Here is a 15,141-nt window from a genome sequence, read left to right as displayed (position 1 = left end):
TCGTCGCAGGTGAGAGCACGTTTGAGCGGGCGTGTCACGGATGAGCGCGAGCCCCGCGAAGACTCCGGGGGAGCCGGTCAGGGACGCGGCGCGCAGCCCAGTACGTGGGCCTTCACCAGCTCGGCGATCGCGGGATCCCGCTGCCGGAAGGCCGTGACCAGGGCCTCGTGCTCCTCCGCGTACGACTGCTGCACCGTCCCGAGCCACCGGATCGACAACGCGGTGAAGACCTCGATGCCCAGGCCCTCCCAGGTGTGCAGCAGCACGGAGTTGTTCGCGGCCCGCACCAACTCCCGGTGGAAACCGACCGTGTGCCGCACCTGCGCGGTGCCGTCGGCGGCCCGGTCCGCCTCGTACAGCGCGGCGACATGGGGTTCGAGGGCCGAGCAGTCCGCCGCCAGGCTCTGGGCGGCGAGTTCGGCGGCGATGGCCTCCAGGCCCGCGCGGACGGGGTAGCTCTCCTCCAGGTCCGCCGCGGTCAAGTTCCGGACGCGCACGCCCTTGTTGGGCGCCGACTCGATGAGCCGCAGCGTCTCCAGCTCCCGCAGCGCCTCGCGTACGGGGGTCTGCGAGACCTCGAGCTCGACGGCGATCCGCCGCTCCACGATCCGCTCGCCCGGCTGCCAGCGCCCGCTGACGATCCCCTCCACGATGTGCTCGCGGATCTGTTCGCGCAGCGAGTGAACGACGGGCGCGGTCATGTGGGCTCCTCCGGCGGGGGCAGCGCCCCAGGGCGTGGTGACCCCTAGACAATACGGCGACGCCCCCGCTCGGAAACCTCCGAACGGGGGCGTACGTGCTGATGAGACGAGTCTTACAGCCCTGACTACGTAGAACTACAGACTGTGGGACTACAGGCCGAGCTCGACCTCGAACTCGCCGGCCTCGAGGATCGCCTTGACCGTGGTCAGGTAGCGGGCGGCGTCCGCGCCGTCCACCAGACGGTGGTCGTAGGAGAGCGAGAGGTACGTCATGTCCCGCACCGCGATGGTCTCGCCGAGGTCCGGGTGGTTGATGACGACCGGACGCTTGACCGTGGCACCGATGCCGAGGATCGCGGCCTGGTTCGGCGGCACGATGACCGTGTCGAACAGGGCACCGCGCGAGCCGGTGTTGGAGACCGTGAAGGTGGCGCCGGACATGTCGTCCGGGGTGAGGCCACCGCCACGGGCCTTGCCCGCGAGCTCGGCGGTCTTCTTGGAGATACCGGCGATGTTGAGGTCGCCCGCACCCTTGATGACCGGCGTCATCAGACCCTTCTCGGCGTCAACGGCGATGCCGATGTTCTCCGAGTCGAAGTACGTGATGGTGCCCTCGTCGTCGTTGATCCGGGCGTTGACGACCGGGTGGGCCTTCAGAGCCTGGGCAGCGGCCTTGACGAAGAACGGCATCGGGGAGAGCTTGACGCCCTCACGGGCCGCGAACGCGTCCTTCGCCTTGGCGCGCAGCTTCATCAGCTTCGTGATGTCGACCTCGACGACCGAGGTCAGCTGGGCCTGCGAGTGCAGCGCCTTCATCATGTTGTCGCCGATGACCTTGCGCATGCGGGTCATCTTGACGGTCTGGCCGCGCAGCGGGGACGCCTCGATGGACGGAGCCTTCGCACCGGCCGGGGCAGCGGCGGCGGCCGGAGCCGGAGCCGACTTCTTGGCCTCGGCGGCCGCGATGACGTCCTGCTTGCGGATGCGGCCACCGACGCCGGTGCCCTTGACGTCCGACAGGCTCACGCCGTGCTCGCCCGCGAGCTTGCGGACCAGCGGCGTGACGTACGCGCCCTCGTCGGCCGGGGAGGCCGGAGCGGCCGGAGCGGCAGGGGCAGCCGGAGCGGCAGCGGCGGGCTGCGCGGGAGCCGGAGCCGGAGCCGCGGGCTGCGCGGGAGCGGCAGGCTGAGCGGGGGCCGGGGCGGCCTCCTGCTTCGGGGCCTCCTGCTTGGGGGCCTCCTGCTGCGCGGGGGCGGCCGGGGCCTCCTCCTTGGCCGGAGCGGGAGCGGCACCGGGAGCGCCGATGACGGCGAGCTTGGCGCCGACCTCAGCGGTCTCGTCCTCGCCCACGACGATCTCGAGCAGCACGCCCGCGGCCGGGGAGGGGATCTCGGTGTCGACCTTGTCCGTGGAGACCTCGAGCAGGGGCTCGTCCTCCGCGACCTCCTCGCCGACCTCCTTCAGCCAACGGGTGACGGTGCCCTCGGTGACCGACTCGCCCAGTGCGGGCAGCGTGACGTCGGTGCCGGAGGCGCCGCCGACCGGGGCTGCCGGAGCGGCAGGGGCCTCGGCGGCGGGGGCCGGAGCCGCGGGAGCCTCGGCGGCGGGGGCCGGGGCCTCCTCCTGCGCGGGCTCGGCGGCCGGGGCGGACTCGGCGGCGGGGGCGCCGGAGCCGTCGTCGATGACGGCAAGCTCGGCGCCGACCTCGACGGTCTCGTCCTCGGCGACCTTGATGGAGGCCAGGATGCCTGCGGCCGGGGAGGGGATCTCGGTGTCGACCTTGTCGGTCGAGACCTCGAGCAACGGCTCGTCGGCCTCGACGCGCTCGCCCTCGGCCTTCAGCCAACGGGTGACAGTGCCCTCGGTGACGCTCTCGCCGAGCGCCGGAAGGGATACGGAAACCGCCATGGTTTCAGTCGCTCCTTACGAAAATTGCGGAAGTCTGGTCGTCGCGCCCGTGTGACTGAATCAGTCGTGGGAGTGGAGAGGCTTGCCCGCGAGGGCCAGGTGAGCCTCGCCCATGGCCTCGTTCTGCGTCGGGTGGGCGTGGATGAGCTGGGCGACCTCGGCGGGCAGCGCTTCCCAGTTGTAGATCAGCTGGGCTTCGCCGACCTGCTCGCCCATGCGGTCGCCGACCATGTGGACGCCGACCACGGCACCGTCCTTGACCTGGACGAGCTTGATCTCGCCCGCGGTCTTGAGGATCTTGCTCTTGCCGTTGCCCGCCAGGCTGTACTTGAGGGCGACGACCTTGTCCGCGCCGTAGATCTCCTTGGCCTTGGCCTCGGTGATGCCCACGGAGGCGACCTCGGGGTGGCAGTACGTCACCTTCGGCACGCCGTCGTAGTCGATCGGGACGGTCTTGAGACCGGCCAGGCGCTCCGCCACCAGGATGCCCTCGGCGAAGCCGACGTGCGCGAGCTGGAGCGTCGGGACGAGGTCGCCCACGGCCGAGATCGTCGGGACGTTGGTCTGCATGTACTCGTCGACCAGGACGTACCCGCGGTCCGTCGTGACGCCCTGCTCCTCGTAGCCGAGGCCCTGCGAGACGGGGCCGCGGCCGATGGCGACGAGCAGCACCTCGGCGTCGAAGGTCTTGCCGTCGGCGAGGGTCACGCGGACGCCGTCCTGCGTGTACTCGGCCTTCTCGAAGAAGGTGCCGAGGTTGAACTTGATGCCGCGCTTGCGGAACGCGCGCTCAAGAAGCTTCGAGGAGTTCTCGTCCTCGGCCGGCACGAGGTGCTTGAGGCCCTCGACGACGGTCACCTCGGAACCGAAGGACTTCCACGCCGAGGCGAACTCGACGCCGATGACGCCGCCGCCCAGGATGATCGCGGACTTCGGCACGCGGTCCAGGGTCAGGGCGTGGTCCGAGGAGATGATGCGGTTGCCGTCGATCTCCAGGCCCGGCAGCGACTTCGGCACGGAGCCGGTCGCGAGCAGCACGTGGCGGCCCTGGACACGCTGTCCGTTCACGTCCACCGAGGTGGGGGAGGAGAGCTTGCCCTCGCCCTCGATGTACGTCACCTTGCGCGAGGCGATGAGTCCCTGCAGGCCCTTGTAGAGGCCCGAGATCACGTCGTCCTTGTACTTGTGGACGGCCGCCATGTCGATGCCCTCGAAGGTGGCCTTCACACCGAACTGCTCGGCTTCGCGAGCCTGGTCGGCGATCTCACCGGCGTGCAGCAGCGCCTTCGTCGGGATGCAGCCGTTGTGCAGGCAGGTGCCGCCGACCTTGCCCTTCTCGATCAGGGCGACGTCCAGGCCCAGCTGCGACGCGCGCAGTGCCGCGGCGTAACCGCCGCTACCGCCGCCGAGGATCACTAGGTCGAAAACGGTGCTGGCGTCGTTCGCCACGTCACGTCCTCCATGCATGTGCGCCGTACGCCGGACCCCTTATCGCGGGGGACGACCGGTCGGTCGGCTGGTATCGGCCGCTCTTGTTTCGGCCCTGTGGTGGGGGCCCTGTCCTGCCGAGAACCCATCTTCGCACTTGTCGGCGGGAGGTGGGACGGCGGGCCGGGCTGTGAGACGTCTGATTCGCCACGTTCAAGCGTTACCCAGGCGTATGAACGTACGGATTTCGTCGAGGGCGAAATCGGGCAGGGCCCGGACATCTGGATGTCCGGGCCCTGCCGCGCGTACGGCAGATCAGCTGGTCAGCCCAGGTCGCCCGCGGCCGTGCGCTCCGCGAGACGGACCAGGGTGCGGACCGCGGTGCCGGTGCCGCCCTTGGGCGTGTAGCCGAACGGGCCGCCCTCGTTGAAGGCCGGGCCCGCGATGTCCAGGTGCGCCCAGGTGATGCCCTCGCCGATGAACTCCCGCAGGAAGAGACCGGCCACCAGACCGCCGCCCATGCGCTCGCCCATGTTGGCGATGTCGGCGGTGGGGGAGTCCATGCCCTTGCGCAGGTGGTCCGGCAGCGGCATCGGCCAGGACGGCTCGCCCGCCTCCTCGGAGGCGTCGTGGATCGCGGCGCGGAACGCGTCGTCGTTGGCCATGATGCCGAAGGTGCGGCTGCCGAGCGCCATCATCATCGCGCCGGTCAGCGTGGCCACGTCGACGATCGCGTCGGGCTTGTCCTCGGAGGCCTTGGCGAGCGCGTCGGCCAGGACCAGACGGCCCTCGGCGTCGGTGTTCAGGACCTCGACGGTCTTGCCGCTGTACATCCGCAGGACGTCGCCGGGGCGGGTCGCGGAGCCGGACGGCATGTTCTCGGCGAGCGCCAGCCAGCCGGTGACGTTCACCTCGAGGCCCAGGCGCGCGGCGGTGACGACGGCCGCGAAGACGGCGGCGGCACCGGCCATGTCGCACTTCATGGTCTCGTTGTGACCGGCGGGCTTCAGCGAGATGCCGCCCGAGTCGTACGTGATGCCCTTGCCGACGAAGGCGAGGTGCTTCTTCGCCTTGGACGACGTGTACGAGAGCTTCACCAGACGCGGCGGGGCGTCCGAGCCGACGCCGACGCCGAGGATGCCGCCGAAGCCGCCCTTGGTGAGCGCCTTCTCGTCCAGGACCTGGATCTTGATGCCGTGCTCCTTGGCGGCCGCGGTGGCGACCGCGGCGAAGGCCTCGGGGTTCAGGTCGTTCGGCGGGGTGTTGACGAGGTCGCGGGCGCGGTTGAGCTCCTCGGCCAGGGCGGTGGCGCGCTCGACGGCGGCCTTGTACGCCTTGTCACGGGGCTTGCCGCCCAGCAGGGCGATCTCGGCGAGCGGACCCTTGGCGTCCTTGCCGTTCTTGCCCTTCGCGGAACCGTTTTCCTTGTACGCGTCGAAGGCGTACGCGCCGAGCAGGGCGCCCTCGGCGATCGCGCCGGTGTCCTCGGCGTCCTCGGCGGGCAGCGCGAAGGCGGCCTTCTTCGAGCCGGACAGGGCACGCGCGGCGGTACCGGCGGCGCGGCGCAGGGCATCGGTGCCGTACGTCTCGTCCTTCTCCGGCACCGTGCCGAGGCCGACCGCGACGACGACCGGGGCCTTGAAGCCGGACGGCGCGGGCAGCTTGGTCACCTCGCCCTCGGCGCCCGAGGCGCCGAGGGTCTCCAGGACGGAGGCGAGCTTGCCGTCGTACGCCTTGTCCACGGCCTCGGCGCCCGGTGCGACGACCGGACCCTTGGCGCCCTTCGCGACGCCGACGACGATCGCGTCGGCGCGCAGGCCGGACGCGGCGGCAGTGCTGAGAGTCAGAGCAGTCACGGTGGTGAATTCTCGCTTCCGTTGAGTTCCTTGGCCGATGGGGTGGGTCGACCCGCCCGGCGCCAGCCTAGAACGGGCCGGAAAGGCGCCGGACATGAGCCTACGCGCGTCGCGCCCATTCGATCGTGTCGGCGCAGATTCATCCGTTCGTGTCGGCGCTTTTATGTTTCAGCGGCAGCATCCGTGAATCAGCCGAGGGCGAGGACGACCAGGGCCGTAGTGGCCGCGGTCTCGGCGAGTGCGCCGAAGACATCTCCGGTGATGCCGCCGAGGCGGCGGACGCAGTGGCGCAGCAGGAGTTCGGCGGCGCCGACGGCGAGGAGGACGGCCGCCGCGTACTGCACCGCCTCCTGCGCCCCGAAGGGCACGGCGGCGAGGGCGGCCACGGCGGTGACGAGCGCCGCCGTGAGCAGGGCCGCGCCCCGGGGAACCGTTCCTGCCACCGCCGCCCCGAGCCCTTCCGGGCGGGCCGGGGGGACGCCGTCGCGGGCGGCCAGGGTGAGGGCGAGGCGGGCCGCGGTGGCCGAGACGATCGCGGCGAGCGCGCCCCGGGTCCAGGAGGCCTCGTAGAGCTGGAAGAGGACGGCCACTTGGGCGAGCAGGACGAAGAGCAGCGTGATGACGCCGAAGGGGCCGACGTCGGACTGCTTCATGATGCGGAGCGCCTGGTCGGCCGGCTTGGCGCTGCCGAGCCCGTCGGCAGTGTCGGCGAGGCCGTCCAGGTGGAGGCCGCGGGTGAGCGCCGCCGGTACGGCGGCGGTGGCCACGGAGGCCAGAAGAGGCCCCGCCCCGAGGGCCACGAGCGCGGCGCCGAGCGCGGCCGCGCAGCCCCCGACGACCAGCCCGGCCAGCGGGGCGCAGAGCATGCCGCCACGAGCGGCGTCACGATCCCACTTGCTGACATGGACCGGAAGCGCGGTAAGAGTGCCAAAGGCAAAGCGAAGACTGTCGGCAGGGGAGGTTCGGGACACCGCGGAAGAGTATCCGGCCACCGTCGGGCCGGGCCCAGGCGGTCGCGGGGGTGATGATCCACCCGCCCGCAGCGAAATGCGGCAAGCAGGACCCCGGCCGAGGATGGCCTTATGGCCGACTGGTGGTACCGGAACATCACGGAGCCCGGGAAGCTGCCGTTGCTTCTGGCGCTGCTTTCCTTTGTGGGCTGTTTTCTCGTCACGCGGACCATCACGCGCCTCATCCGCGCCGGCAAGGGCCCCTTCCGGAACATCAGCTCGGGAGACGTCCACATCCACCACGTCGTACCGGGCATCTTCCTCATGCTCGTCGGTGGTTTCTGGGCGGTCGCCGCCGGCCGGCACAGCCTCGCCTCGATGTTCGCGGCGGTCATCTTCGGCGTCGGCGCCGGCCTCGTGCTCGACGAGTTCGCCCTGATCCTCTACCTGGACGACGTCTACTGGAGCGAACAGGGCCGCAAGAGCGTCGAGGTCGTGATGCTCACCGCGGCCCTGGTGGTCCTCATCCTCACCGGCTTCACGCCGTTCGGCGTGAACGACCTGACGCCCGAGGAACGCGGCAACCGCGCGGGCTTCGCCCTGAACATCGCCGTCAACTGCTGCTTCGCCCTGATCGCCCTGGCCAAGGGCAAGCTGCGGACCGCCCTCATCGGCATGGTGATCCCGCTGGTCGCGCTGGTGGGAGCGATCCGCCTCGCCCGCCCGGGATCGGCGTGGGCCAGGCGCTTCTACCGCAACCGCCCCCGCGCCCGCGCCAAGTCGGGCCTGCGCGCCTTCCACCACGACCGCCGCTGGTCCGGGCCGCGCCGCAGGATTCAAGACTTGATCGGCGGCAGGCCCGACCCGGAACTGCCCCGCCCGCCACGCCGCTGAAGCACCTCGGAGCAGGCGCACGGCACCAGCACGGCCGCGATCGCCGCCAGATGCTCCTTGCCCGCGAGGTTGTCCTTGACGATCACCTCCACCACCATCACGGCGACGACGAGCCCGGCGGTGCACCAGGCCCGGTACCGCCAGCACACGTACACCGCGAGGCCGACCACGGCGGCGGACGGCCCGGTGTCGACGACCTGCGCGTCGGACGCGGGGAGCCCCAGCGGGTGGCCGGGCCCCAGAGCGATGCCCACGCGCGCGTAGAGCGTGCCCGCGAGGGTGGCCGCGTAGCCGACGACGAGCGTGCGCCACCAGCCGACGCAGATCTCCGCGATGCCGAACACCAGCAGGATCTGCGCGAGCGCACCCCAGACGGGCAGGTCGAGCGCGGGCACGAAGAGCGAGAGCGGGGTGCGGAGGAGGGCGAGCCAGAGCGGATCGTCGGCCCGTACGGAGCCGATGTTCTGCACGAACTGATAGCCCCACGACTGGTTCTGCGTGAACTGGAGCAGAGCGGTGAGGCAGACCGCGGCAAGCGTCATGGGCGCCGCCCGCCACCTCCGCTCGGCGATGCCGTCGCGCACGGCGGCGTACAGCGGCCCCCATTCGGTACGCGCCAGCCGGGTCGGACGGGTCGGACGTCCGGCGGCCGGGGAACTCATCGTCGGGACTCCAAATGCTTGCGGTGCAGCCACTTCGGCAGGCCCGGCGCTTCGAGGAAGCCCTCCGCGCGGGCCGACGCGAGGCCGATGCGCGGCAGGTCCCCGCTCTTCTCGAAGAGAAGGAAGCGGGGCTCCCAGATCGGGCGGTACTTCGCGTTGGCGCGGTACAGCGACTCGATCTGCCACCACCGCGAGAAGAAGGTGAGCAGGGAGCGCCACAGCCGCAGGACCGGGCCCGCGCCGAGCCGCGAGCCACGTTCGAAGACCGACCTGAACATCGCGAAGTTGAGGGACACTTGAGTGATCTTGATCTCGGCCGCGCGCTGGAGCAGCTCGATGACCATGAACTCCATCAGGCCGTTCTCGGAGTCGCGGTCACGCCGCATCAGGTCGAGCGAGAGCCCGTTCGGCCCCCACGGCACGAAGGAGAGGACGGCCCGCAACTCACCGTCGCCATCGGCGCATTCGAGCATCACGCACCGCCCGTCCGCGGGATCACCGAGCCGTCCGAGCGCCATCGAGAAGCCGCGCTCGGTGGCCCCGTCACGCCAGTCGTCGGCCCGCTTGAGCAGGTACGTCATCTCGTCGGCCGGGATGTCCTCGTGGCGCCTGATCCGCACCTCGTAACCGGCCCTCTTGACCCGGTTGTACGCCTGGCGGACCGTCCGCATGGCCCGCCCCTCCAGTGTGAACTCATCGGTCTCGACGATGGCTTCGTCGCCCAGTTCGAGCGCGTCCAGGCCGTGCCGGGCGTAGATCGTGCCGGCCTCCTCGCTCGCGCCCATCACGGCCGGGATCCAGCCGTGCTCGCGGGCGTCGGCGAGCCAGGGTTCGATGGCGCCCGGCCAGGCCTCCGGGTCCCCGATGGGATCACCGGAGGCCAGGGACACACCGCCGACGACCCGGTAGGCGACCGCGGCCTTGCCGCTCGGCGACCACACGACGCTCTTCTCGCGGCGCAGCGCGAAGTAGCCGAGCGAGTCGCGTTCGCCGTACTTGTCGAGCAGGTGGTGCAGCCCCCGCTCGTCGTCCTCGGTGAGCGGGTCGACCGCCTTGCGCGAGCGGAACGCGGCGTACAGGACGGCCAGGAGGAGAAGCGTGCTGAGCACGTTGATGGTGACGTTGACCCAGCCGGGCGTGGCGATGCCCTCGAACCGCCGGTCGTCGGCGGCCAGCGAGACCAGGCGCATCGTGCCGTAGCGCCAGCGGTCGAGGAAGGTCGAACGGCCGTCGTCGTGCGCGCTGTTGGTGACGGTGACCAGGAGCGCGGCGATCAGCGAGGTCACGAGCAGTCCGCCGACGGCGACGGCCGCCGCGAGCCTCGGGTTGGAGCGGTCGCCCTTGGCGTAGAACGCGCGCCGCCCGACGATCAGCGAGACGACGAAAGCGGCGGTCAGGGCGAGGGAGATCCAGTTCTGCGCGTGCCGGCGGATCTCCGGGAAGACCATCGCGAACGCGAAGAGGAGCAGAAAGAGACCGCTGAGCACGAGGTTGAGAATCCAGGCGGCACGTTTGCGGCGGCGCATCGTGATCGCCAGGAACATCGTGAACGCGCCGGAGGCGAAGCCCGCGGTGAGCAGATAGGGCGTGAAGTAGTTCTCGGTGTTGTGCCGCCGCAGATCCTGCCCGAGGGAGACCCAGACCGCGCTCAGGAAGTTGATGAAGGTGACGGCGCGGAGGTACCAGACGCTGAAGGCCGCGGCGAGGCGCTGACGGCGCCCGGCAGCAGATTGCTCATCTCCCATGAAAAGGGATCATATGGGGCACGCCGGGCCGTCATCGGCTGCGCGCGGACGCGCCGCTCACTCCGCTCACCCGGCTTCGTACGCGCCGCCTACTCCGCTGCGGGGTCCCCGGCCCTGGGCGGCACCTCGGAGGCGGCCCCGGTGCGAGGCTCGGCCTCCGGCTCGGTGTCGGCCTCCGGCTCGGGGTCCGCCCCCGGCTTGGTGTCGGCCTCCGGCTCCACCTCGGCCTCCGGCTCCACCTCCGGCTCGGGCTCCGGCTCCGGCTCGCGCTCGGGCAGCTCGGCGGAGAGTGCCGCGGCGGCCCGCACCAGCGGCAGCGCGAGCAGCGCGCCCACACCCTCGCCGACCTGCACCCCCTGCTCAAGGACGGGGTCGAGCGCCATCCGGTCCAGGGCCTTGGCCTGCGCGGGCTCCCCGCTGTTGTGCCCCGCGAGCCACCAGTCGGGCGCCCGGAAGGCGACCCGCTGGGCCACGAGCGCCGCGGCCGACGCGACCACGCCGTCCAGGACGACCGGCGTGCGCCGCACCGCGCACTGCAGCAGGAATCCGGTCATGGCGGCGATGTCCGCACCGCCCACCGTCGCGAGCAGCTCCAGCTGATCCCCGAGCACGGGCCGCGCCCGCCGCAGGGAATCCCGTACCGCCGCGCACTTGCGCATCCACGCGAGGTCGTCGATCGGCGAGCCGCCCCGCCCGGTGACCACGGAGGCGTCGGTTCCGCACAGCGCGGCGACCAGCGTCGCCGCGGGCGTCGTGCCGCCGACGCTCACGTCGCCGAGCACGACCAGGTCCGTCCCGGAGTCCGCCTCCTCGTCGGCGACGGCCATCCCGGCGCGCACGGCGGCCTCGGCCTCCTCCGTCGTCAGCGCGTCCTCGATGTCGACGCGGCCCGAGCCGCGCCGCACCCGGTGCCCCGCGACCTCCGCCGGAAGCTCGTCCGGGTCGCAGTCCAGGGCCATGTCGACGACCCGGACGGGCACATCGAGACGGCGCGCGAGGATGGACACGGCGCTGGCGCCGGAGAGCACGGCGCGCACGAGTTCGGCCGCGCTGCCCGCCGGCCTCGCGGACACGTCGAGGCCAGCGACCCCGTGGTCAGCGGCGAAGAGGATCACGCGCGGTCGCTCGATCGGCTTGACCGGCACCGACGACTGGGCCGCGGAGAGCCACTCGGCCAGTTCGTCCAGGCGGCCGAGCGCTCCGGGCGGCACGCTCTGCCGTTCCCTGCGCTCCTCGGCGTCGCGGCGGATCCCGCCGTCGGGCCGCTCGATCAGGTCGGTGAAGTCGTCGAGATTCAGCGAGCTCATTCGCCGAACAGTACCGGCAGGGTCCGGGCCCGACTCGAACGGCCCGGCAGCAGCCCTCCACGGTGTCGTTGCACCCGTGCCGATGATCCTTTACGTACCGTTTGGGGCGAGTTGTCGCATGGGAATGACGTGCACCATCCGCACTGCCCGTACCGCCCGTACCGCCCGCACCGCCCGACAGAGGAGCCCGCCACGTCCATGAACGCAGCCCAGGCCGCCGCCGCCCAGGCCGAGAAGATCTTCGCCGTCCCGTGCTCCACCCGCCGCCACCGGGCACGGGCCCGCGCGATGGGCCGGTTCATCGAGCCCGAGAGCTGGCTGGACGTCGAGACGGGGCTCGGGCACTTCCCCGCCGTCGCACAAGAGGTGCATCCGTACACCTCCTTCGACGGCCTCGACCTCACCGGGCGCGTGGAGGAGGGCCGCAGGGCAGGCCGCGTGGAGGAGGCCCACCGCGGGCTCCTCGCCGACCTGGCGCCGAAGCTCGCGGGGCGCTACGACGCGCTGAGCATGTTCCACTACCTGGAGCGCAGCGCCGACCCGCGCATCGAACTCATCGCCGCCCGTACGGTGTTGCGGCCCGGCGGCCATCTGATGATCGAGGTCCCGGTGCCGCGCAGCCGGTACGCCAGGATCCTCGACACGGGATGGATCAGGCCCCAGCCCTACCACCGCATCCCGGCCGCGGCCCTGCACGCCGAGCTGGAGAGCCTCGGCTACACCGTCGTGGCCACCGACCGGCGCGAGCCGCACATCCCCTTCGACCTGACCGCACGGCTCGCCGTCGCCCTCGGCCGCATCCGTGCGGCGGCCCGCATCGCGGTGCCGCTCCTGGCCGCGGCGGCCCTGACCGACCGGATCCTCGCCCCCGTGGTGAGCCGCACCCGCTTCTCCAACGCCTACCGGATCATCGCCCGCCGCAACCCCACCGCGTGAACGGCCCCGTGAGCGGCCGGTTCAGCCGCGCAGGGCAAGCGCCTGCCCCGCCACCACCATCAGCACGTGCTCGCACTCCGAGGCGAACGCCGCGTTGAGGCGGCCCAGTTCATCGCGGTAGCGGCGGCCCGAGGCGGTCGCCGGGACGATGCCGGAGCCGACCTCGTTCGACACGGCGACGACCGTGCGCCGGGTCGCCCGCACCGCGTCCGTGAGCTCGGCGACCCGCTTGCGCAGCGCCCGCTCGCCACCGCCCGCCCATTCGTCGTCGTCCCACGCGTTCACCTCGTCCATGGCGTACGTCAGCCACAGCGACAGGCAGTCGATGAGCAGGGGAGGGCCGCTCTCCGTGAGCAGCGGCACGAGGTCGCAGGTCTCGGCCGTGCTCCACGACCCGGGCCGCCGTTCACGGTGGGCGCTCACCCGGTCCGCCCACTCGGAGTCGCCGTTCCTGGTGCCGCCCGTGGCCACGTACAACACCTCGGGGAAGGCCTCCAGGCGGCGCTCGGCCTCCAGCGACTTCCCCGACCGGGCGCCGCCGAGCACGAGGGTGCGGCGCGGCACGTCCGGTACGTCCTCGTAGGCGCCGACCACCAGCGTCGCCCCGTCCGGCACGGCCCGCGCACCGGCGGCGGCCAGCCTGCGCGGTAGTTCCGCGCCCGGCGGCACCTCATGGCCCAGATGGACGGCGACGACGTCCGTGGTCGGTCCGATCGCCCCGGTGGCCCGCAGCCGCGCGAGCCCGTCGGGGCGCCCGACCACATCGGCGAGGACCATCTCGTACGCGGGCTGCTCGTCCGGCAGCCCGGCCGGCGCGCCACCCGGCGGCAGATACAGCAGCCGCTCCCCGTCGGGGCCCACGACCTCGTACCCCGTGCCGGGGTGGTCCATCGCCACGGCGCGCACCCGGTGCCCGGTGAGCAGCGCGAGCTCCCGCCCGTCCGGCACCCGGCCCGGTTGCGGCAGACCCGCGGGCACTTCCACGGAGGGGCCGTCGTGCGGATGGGAGAGCAGAACCTGGCGTACACCGCCGAGCGAGTGCCCGGAGCGGGCGGCCGCGAAGGCGGCGCCAGGAGTGAGGTCGAGCAGCAGGACGCCGTCCACCAGGAGCGCGGTGGCGGCGCGCGCCGAGCTGCCCAGCGCGGTCGCGCAGGCCGCGCACGGGCAGTCGGGGCGGGGCAGGCCTTCGGGGGCGCCGGTGCCGAGCAGAGTCAGTTCCACAGGAAGATCCTCCCGCGTCACCGCGAGCGCCGCTCGCCCGGCTAGGCTGCGAAGGGCTTCACACAGCTGTCGGACCATCGGGAGGCTGGCATGGCGGCATGGACGTGGCGGTTCGAGAAGGCGGACGGGACGGAGGTCCAGCCCGCTCTGACACCCGAGGAGTTCACGACTCAGGGGGACGCGGAGTCGTGGCTCGGCGAGTTCTGGAAGGAGCTCGCGGAAGGCGGCGCCGACCAGGTGTCGCTCTTCGAGGACGCGAACAAGATCTATGGGCCGATGAGCCTGCACGCGGAGGATGCGGCGCAGGGATGAGTGACGCCTGACCAGGAAGGGGCGCCCGCTGCGAGCGGGCGCCCCTTCCTGCGTTCTGCGTCGAGGGCCCCTACATCTCGCCCAGCGTGACGTCGGCCGTCTTCTCGGAGCCGTCCCGTACGTACGTCACCTGGGCCTTTTCGCCCGGCTTCTCCCCGGCGAGTGCCTCGGAGAGCGAGGTGATCGTGGTGATCTCGGAGCTGCCGAGCTTGGTGATGATGTCGCCGTCGCGCAGGCCGGCCTTGGCCGCGCCCCCGTCCTTCTGCGCTTCGACGACGGCGACGCCCGCGGGCTTGTAGTCGTCGCCGAGGACCGTGCGCCCGGTGATGCCGAGCGCCGCCCGGCCCGAGTCGGTGACCTTGCCGTCCTTGATGATCTGGTCGGCGATGGTCTTCACCATCGAGGACGGGATCGCGAACCCGATCCCCGGCGCCGCGCTGTCGCCCATCTGCGGGTCGGTCGCGGCGAGCGTCGGGATGCCGATGACCTCGCTGTTCAGGGTGACCAGGGCGCCGCCGCTGTTGCCCGGGTTGATCGCGGCGGACGTCTGCACCATGTTCGCGATGGTGGCGCCGGGCGCGCCCTCCGTACGGGGCTCGCTGACGGTCCGTCCGGTGGCGGAGATGATGCCCTGCGTGACGCTGGACGACAGGCCGAGCGGTGAGCCCATGGCGAGCACGATCTGCCCGACCTCGGCCTTCGTCGAGTCCGCGAACTTGGCGGGCTTCAGCTTGCTCGGCGGGTTGTCGAGCTTGATGACGGCGAGATCCTGCTCGGGATAGGTGGCGACGAGCTTCGCGGTGAGGGCCTGCTCCCCGGTGGCCGTCGTGACCTTGAAGGTCTCCTCCTTGCCCACGACATGGGCGTTGGTCACGACGTGGCCCTCGTCGTCGTAGACGACACCGGAGCCGAGGCTGTCGGAGGCGTCGATCTGGACGACCGACGGCAGGACGTCCTCGATCACCTGCTGGTAGGCGCCCTCCAGGTCGCTCTCCGCCATGGGCGCGGCCTGAGTGGTGGACTCACCGGAGTCCCCGGAACCGGGGCTCGAGCAGCCGGCGACGAGAAGCGCCGAGGCGAGGGAGGCGGTCACGGTGATGGCACGGATACGCGAGGCTTTCATGCCTTGAGTGTCGCTTTTGCCCCGATGTGCCGCCCTGAAATAGGCGGCCGATCAGGGGGCTGCGGGGTGCCGAGTGGGTGGGCGGGAAACATCCGCCG

Annotated in this window: 13 protein-coding genes; 3 read left to right on the top strand and 10 right to left on the bottom strand. The window is 71.7% G+C overall.

Going from position 1 to position 15,141, the window contains the following annotated elements:
- Positions 1 to 77: 77 nt before the first annotated feature.
- From AB0I66_RS15380 to AB0I66_RS15360, 5 genes are all read right to left on the bottom strand, one after another.
- Positions 78 to 701 carry a GntR family transcriptional regulator gene (locus AB0I66_RS15380; RefSeq protein ID WP_363208319.1) on the bottom strand — a complete coding sequence of 208 codons (624 nt, stop codon included), beginning with the start codon at positions 699 to 701 and terminating at the stop codon, positions 78 to 80.
- A gap of 150 nt (positions 702 to 851) precedes the next feature.
- Complete coding sequence (gene sucB, locus AB0I66_RS15375) at positions 852 to 2,609, bottom strand: 2-oxoglutarate dehydrogenase, E2 component, dihydrolipoamide succinyltransferase (RefSeq protein ID WP_363208318.1); 1,758 nt, start codon at positions 2,607 to 2,609, stop codon at positions 852 to 854.
- Positions 2,610 to 2,669: 60 nt separating this feature from the next.
- Positions 2,670 to 4,058 (bottom strand): dihydrolipoyl dehydrogenase, encoded by a 1,389-nt coding sequence (gene lpdA / locus AB0I66_RS15370; RefSeq protein WP_363208317.1) that lies wholly within the window; start codon positions 4,056 to 4,058, stop codon positions 2,670 to 2,672.
- A 302-nt stretch (positions 4,059 to 4,360) separates the two neighbouring features.
- Complete coding sequence (locus AB0I66_RS15365; RefSeq protein ID WP_363208316.1) at positions 4,361 to 5,893, bottom strand: leucyl aminopeptidase; 1,533 nt, start codon at positions 5,891 to 5,893, stop codon at positions 4,361 to 4,363.
- Positions 5,894 to 6,081: 188 nt separating this feature from the next.
- A complete protein-coding gene (locus AB0I66_RS15360; RefSeq protein ID WP_363208315.1) occupies positions 6,082 to 6,864 on the bottom strand; it encodes an adenosylcobinamide-GDP ribazoletransferase in 783 nt (260 codons plus the stop codon).
- Positions 6,865 to 6,975: 111 nt separating this feature from the next.
- On the opposite strand from AB0I66_RS15360, the gene AB0I66_RS15355 reads away from it, so the two are divergent.
- Positions 6,976 to 7,737 (top strand): hypothetical protein, encoded by a 762-nt coding sequence (locus tag AB0I66_RS15355; RefSeq protein WP_363208314.1) that lies wholly within the window; start codon positions 6,976 to 6,978, stop codon positions 7,735 to 7,737.
- Here the strand turns inward: AB0I66_RS15355 and AB0I66_RS15350 are convergent.
- The 3 genes from AB0I66_RS15350 to cobT form a co-directional block, all read right to left on the bottom strand.
- Positions 7,680 to 8,399, bottom strand: a complete 720-nt coding sequence (locus tag AB0I66_RS15350; protein ID WP_363208313.1) for a hypothetical protein — start codon at positions 8,397 to 8,399, stop codon at positions 7,680 to 7,682. The genes AB0I66_RS15355 and AB0I66_RS15350 overlap by 58 nt on opposite strands.
- A complete protein-coding gene (locus AB0I66_RS15345) occupies positions 8,396 to 10,144 on the bottom strand; it encodes a phosphatidylglycerol lysyltransferase domain-containing protein (RefSeq protein ID WP_363208312.1) in 1,749 nt (582 codons plus the stop codon). The genes AB0I66_RS15350 and AB0I66_RS15345 overlap by 4 nt, the downstream gene beginning before the upstream one ends.
- A gap of 89 nt (positions 10,145 to 10,233) precedes the next feature.
- On the bottom strand, positions 10,234 to 11,451 hold the full coding sequence (gene cobT / locus AB0I66_RS15340) for a nicotinate-nucleotide--dimethylbenzimidazole phosphoribosyltransferase (protein WP_363208311.1): 1,218 nt from the start codon (positions 11,449 to 11,451) through the stop codon (positions 10,234 to 10,236).
- 198 nt (positions 11,452 to 11,649) lie between these two features.
- Between cobT and AB0I66_RS15335 the strand changes: the two genes are divergently transcribed.
- A complete protein-coding gene (locus AB0I66_RS15335; protein WP_363208310.1) occupies positions 11,650 to 12,387 on the top strand; it encodes a class I SAM-dependent methyltransferase in 738 nt (245 codons plus the stop codon).
- Positions 12,388 to 12,408: 21 nt separating this feature from the next.
- On the opposite strand, the gene AB0I66_RS15330 is transcribed toward AB0I66_RS15335, so the two are convergent.
- Complete coding sequence (locus tag AB0I66_RS15330; RefSeq protein ID WP_363208309.1) at positions 12,409 to 13,608, bottom strand: bifunctional adenosylcobinamide kinase/adenosylcobinamide-phosphate guanylyltransferase; 1,200 nt, start codon at positions 13,606 to 13,608, stop codon at positions 12,409 to 12,411.
- Positions 13,609 to 13,698: 90 nt separating this feature from the next.
- Between AB0I66_RS15330 and AB0I66_RS15325 the strand changes: the two genes are divergently transcribed.
- Positions 13,699 to 13,920, top strand: a complete 222-nt coding sequence (locus tag AB0I66_RS15325; protein ID WP_363208308.1) for a hypothetical protein — start codon at positions 13,699 to 13,701, stop codon at positions 13,918 to 13,920.
- Between the two features lie 70 nt (positions 13,921 to 13,990).
- Here AB0I66_RS15325 and AB0I66_RS15320 read toward each other — a convergent pair whose 3' ends face one another.
- Positions 13,991 to 15,043, bottom strand: a complete 1,053-nt coding sequence (locus AB0I66_RS15320) for a trypsin-like peptidase domain-containing protein (RefSeq protein ID WP_363208307.1) — start codon at positions 15,041 to 15,043, stop codon at positions 13,991 to 13,993.
- Positions 15,044 to 15,141: the final 98 nt, after the last annotated feature.

Origin of the sequence: Streptomyces sp. NPDC050439 (assembly GCF_040655335.1) — a bacterium.
Lineage (GTDB): Bacteria > Actinomycetota > Actinomycetes > Streptomycetales > Streptomycetaceae > Streptomyces.
Note: the sequence above shows the minus strand (reverse complement) of the source record. Positions and strands in the feature narration are given on the sequence as shown.

What these genes read in the sequence shown, in the direction of transcription:
- AB0I66_RS15355 (WP_363208314.1), top strand. Translation starts at nt 6,976, where the DNA reads ATGGCCGACTGGTGGTACCGGAACATCACGGAGCCCGGGAAGCTGCCG.
- AB0I66_RS15345 (WP_363208312.1), bottom strand. Translation starts at nt 10,144, where the DNA reads ATGGGAGATGAGCAATCTGCTGCCGGGCGCCGTCAGCGCCTCGCCGCG.
- AB0I66_RS15325 (WP_363208308.1), top strand. Translation starts at nt 13,699, where the DNA reads ATGGCGGCATGGACGTGGCGGTTCGAGAAGGCGGACGGGACGGAGGTC.
- AB0I66_RS15380 (WP_363208319.1), bottom strand. Translation starts at nt 701, where the DNA reads ATGACCGCGCCCGTCGTTCACTCGCTGCGCGAACAGATCCGCGAGCAC.
- sucB (WP_363208318.1), bottom strand. Translation starts at nt 2,609, where the DNA reads ATGGCGGTTTCCGTATCCCTTCCGGCGCTCGGCGAGAGCGTCACCGAG.
- AB0I66_RS15350 (WP_363208313.1), bottom strand. Translation starts at nt 8,399, where the DNA reads ATGAGTTCCCCGGCCGCCGGACGTCCGACCCGTCCGACCCGGCTGGCG.
- AB0I66_RS15320 (WP_363208307.1), bottom strand. Translation starts at nt 15,043, where the DNA reads ATGAAAGCCTCGCGTATCCGTGCCATCACCGTGACCGCCTCCCTCGCC.
- AB0I66_RS15335 (WP_363208310.1), top strand. Translation starts at nt 11,650, where the DNA reads ATGAACGCAGCCCAGGCCGCCGCCGCCCAGGCCGAGAAGATCTTCGCC.
- cobT (WP_363208311.1), bottom strand. Translation starts at nt 11,451, where the DNA reads ATGAGCTCGCTGAATCTCGACGACTTCACCGACCTGATCGAGCGGCCC.